Annotated in this window: 4 protein-coding genes; 3 read left to right on the forward strand and 1 reads right to left on the reverse strand. The window is 35.9% G+C overall.

The window, feature by feature from the left end:
- The first annotated feature begins 216 nt into the window (after positions 1–216).
- The 3 genes from B9N62_RS10920 (at position 217) to B9N62_RS10930 (ending at position 1,406) form a co-directional block, all read left to right on the forward strand.
- Positions 217–354 carry an Arm DNA-binding domain-containing protein gene (locus B9N62_RS10920; protein WP_257640251.1) on the forward strand — a complete coding sequence of 46 codons (138 nt, stop codon included), beginning with the start codon at positions 217–219 and terminating at the stop codon, positions 352–354.
- A gap of 186 nt (positions 355–540) precedes the next feature.
- Complete coding sequence (locus B9N62_RS10925; protein WP_257640252.1) at positions 541–1,194, forward strand: tyrosine-type recombinase/integrase; 654 nt, start codon at positions 541–543, stop codon at positions 1,192–1,194.
- Entirely contained in the window at positions 1,188–1,406 is a 219-nt protein-coding gene (locus B9N62_RS10930; RefSeq protein ID WP_257640253.1) for a tyrosine-type recombinase/integrase, read from the forward strand. The genes B9N62_RS10925 and B9N62_RS10930 overlap by 7 nt, the downstream gene beginning before the upstream one ends.
- Here B9N62_RS10930 and B9N62_RS10245 read toward each other — a convergent pair.
- Complete coding sequence (locus tag B9N62_RS10245) at positions 1,380–1,562, reverse strand: helix-turn-helix transcriptional regulator (protein WP_087585399.1); 183 nt, start codon at positions 1,560–1,562, stop codon at positions 1,380–1,382. The two genes, B9N62_RS10930 and B9N62_RS10245, sit on opposite strands and share 27 nt — an antisense overlap.
- Between the last annotated feature and the right edge of the window lie 177 nt (positions 1,563–1,739).

A 1,739-nucleotide genomic window follows, 5' to 3' on the forward strand; every position in this document is an offset into this window, starting at 1 on the left:
CCGCCACTATATTAAGAAATACATAGAATTATTAAGCAAGTTACAGCAATAAAATCTCGATTTTAACAATAATTTAAAGCATTATCTCATAAACTTACGGCAATAAAAAGAAACAAAAAGAAAATAATAGCAAAGACTTTTTAGCTGACTTTTGGCTGATCGTCTTTAAAAAAGTAGCTAAAAATATAAAAATAGTCAGCCAAAAAAGGATTATAAATGCCTAAGTTATCACGCCAACTAACGATCACGCAATTTAAAAGTCTAAAAGCTAAAGAGAAGCCATATTTTGTCAGCGATGGCGATAATCTGCTAATTAAAATAATGCCAAATGGCACAAAGTTTTTCATATATTAGTTTCGAGAAAACGGCAAACGTCACCGCCTAACTCTTGGCAAATATGATGGAATAAACCTAAGTGAGGCAAGGGATAAAAGAAACGAGCTAAGATTAAAACTCAATCAAGGCGAAAGTCTAGTACAAACAGCAGAAAAAACAAAATTTAAAGCAGTATTTGAAGCGTGGTATAAAACAAAAAGTAAGTTGAGCGAAAAACAGCAGTTTTGGGTAAAAAGGCGGTTTGAGACGTTGTTATTACCAAAACTTGGTGAGATGAGCATAAAAGACATAAGCAGAAAAGACATAATAGCTGCCATTAGTCCCCTGCTCGAGGACGAAAAGCTAGAAACAGCCGATAGAGTGCTAAGTATATTAAACGGTTTTTTTAAATATGCCCTATTACACAAGTGTGTAGATCACAATATAATAGCGGATATTGACAAAAAAACTCTACTAGGGCGTAGAGAAGTGAAACATTTTGCATACTTAAAAAATGATGATGAAATAAGAGCTGTATTAATAGCAATAAAAGAATATTTTGGGGATTTAAGGGTAAAGGTGTGTGCGATATTTCAACTATATACCGCAGTAAGGGGGCAAAATGCCAGAAATGCCAAATGGTCGCAGATAGATTTTGAAAATTGTGTTTGGCATATCCCAGCAAGTGAGATGAAAACGGCAAAACCCCACGATGTATTTTTATCTCAAAGTGTGATCACCTTGTTAAAAACATATCGTGAGCGCCTGCCATTAAAAAGTGAGTTAATTTTTCCGTCCATAAAATCAAATGTTGCGCCATTAAGTGACAACACTATCCGTGTAATGCTTAGGAATCTAGGTTTAATAAGGATATGGTAACTCCACACGGCTTTAGAGCCACGTTTAGCACAATCGCTAACGAAAACATAGATAAGCACGGCTGCAATAGCGACGTTATTGAGCTTTGCCTCGCTCATGTTGAGAGCAACAAAGTCAAAGAAGCATACAACCACGCCAAAAATTTAAAAGCTAGGGCTAGGCTTATGCAATGGTGGAGCGATTATTTAGATAGTTTGGGTGGCTTTGCCTGATTTATAGGCACGTATAGATTTTAGAGAATAATAAATTACTCTAGAGTTTATTTTATTAGCGGTTATTACGCCTTGTTTTACTTTATCATAGAGTGATCGTGCAGATATGCCTAATTCCTTCAAGGCTTCATCACGAGTAATAAATTTATCGCTCATTTCTTATCCTTTATGTAATTTTTTAAATCTCGCAGAGCGTGCCGTAAATAGCGGACGTCGCATTTAAAGAGCAAACCTTGTATTTGCTCGACTAGCTTTGTTTTTTCATTGTGTGCCTCATAAAACGCCTCTAGGCTTGCAAGGGCGGTTATGTGTTTTTCTCTTTGGGCTACTCAT

It is taken from the genome of Campylobacter concisus (genome assembly GCF_002165785.1).
In the GTDB taxonomy this organism is placed as follows: Bacteria; Campylobacterota; Campylobacteria; order Campylobacterales; family Campylobacteraceae; genus Campylobacter_A; species Campylobacter_A concisus_W.

Coding starts and splice junctions, on each gene's coding strand:
- B9N62_RS10920 (WP_257640251.1), top strand. CDS start 217: ATGCCTAAGTTATCACGCCAACTAACGATCACGCAATTTAAAAGTCTA.
- B9N62_RS10930 (WP_257640253.1), top strand. CDS start 1,188: ATGGTAACTCCACACGGCTTTAGAGCCACGTTTAGCACAATCGCTAAC.
- B9N62_RS10245 (WP_087585399.1), bottom strand. CDS start 1,562: ATGAGCGATAAATTTATTACTCGTGATGAAGCCTTGAAGGAATTAGGC.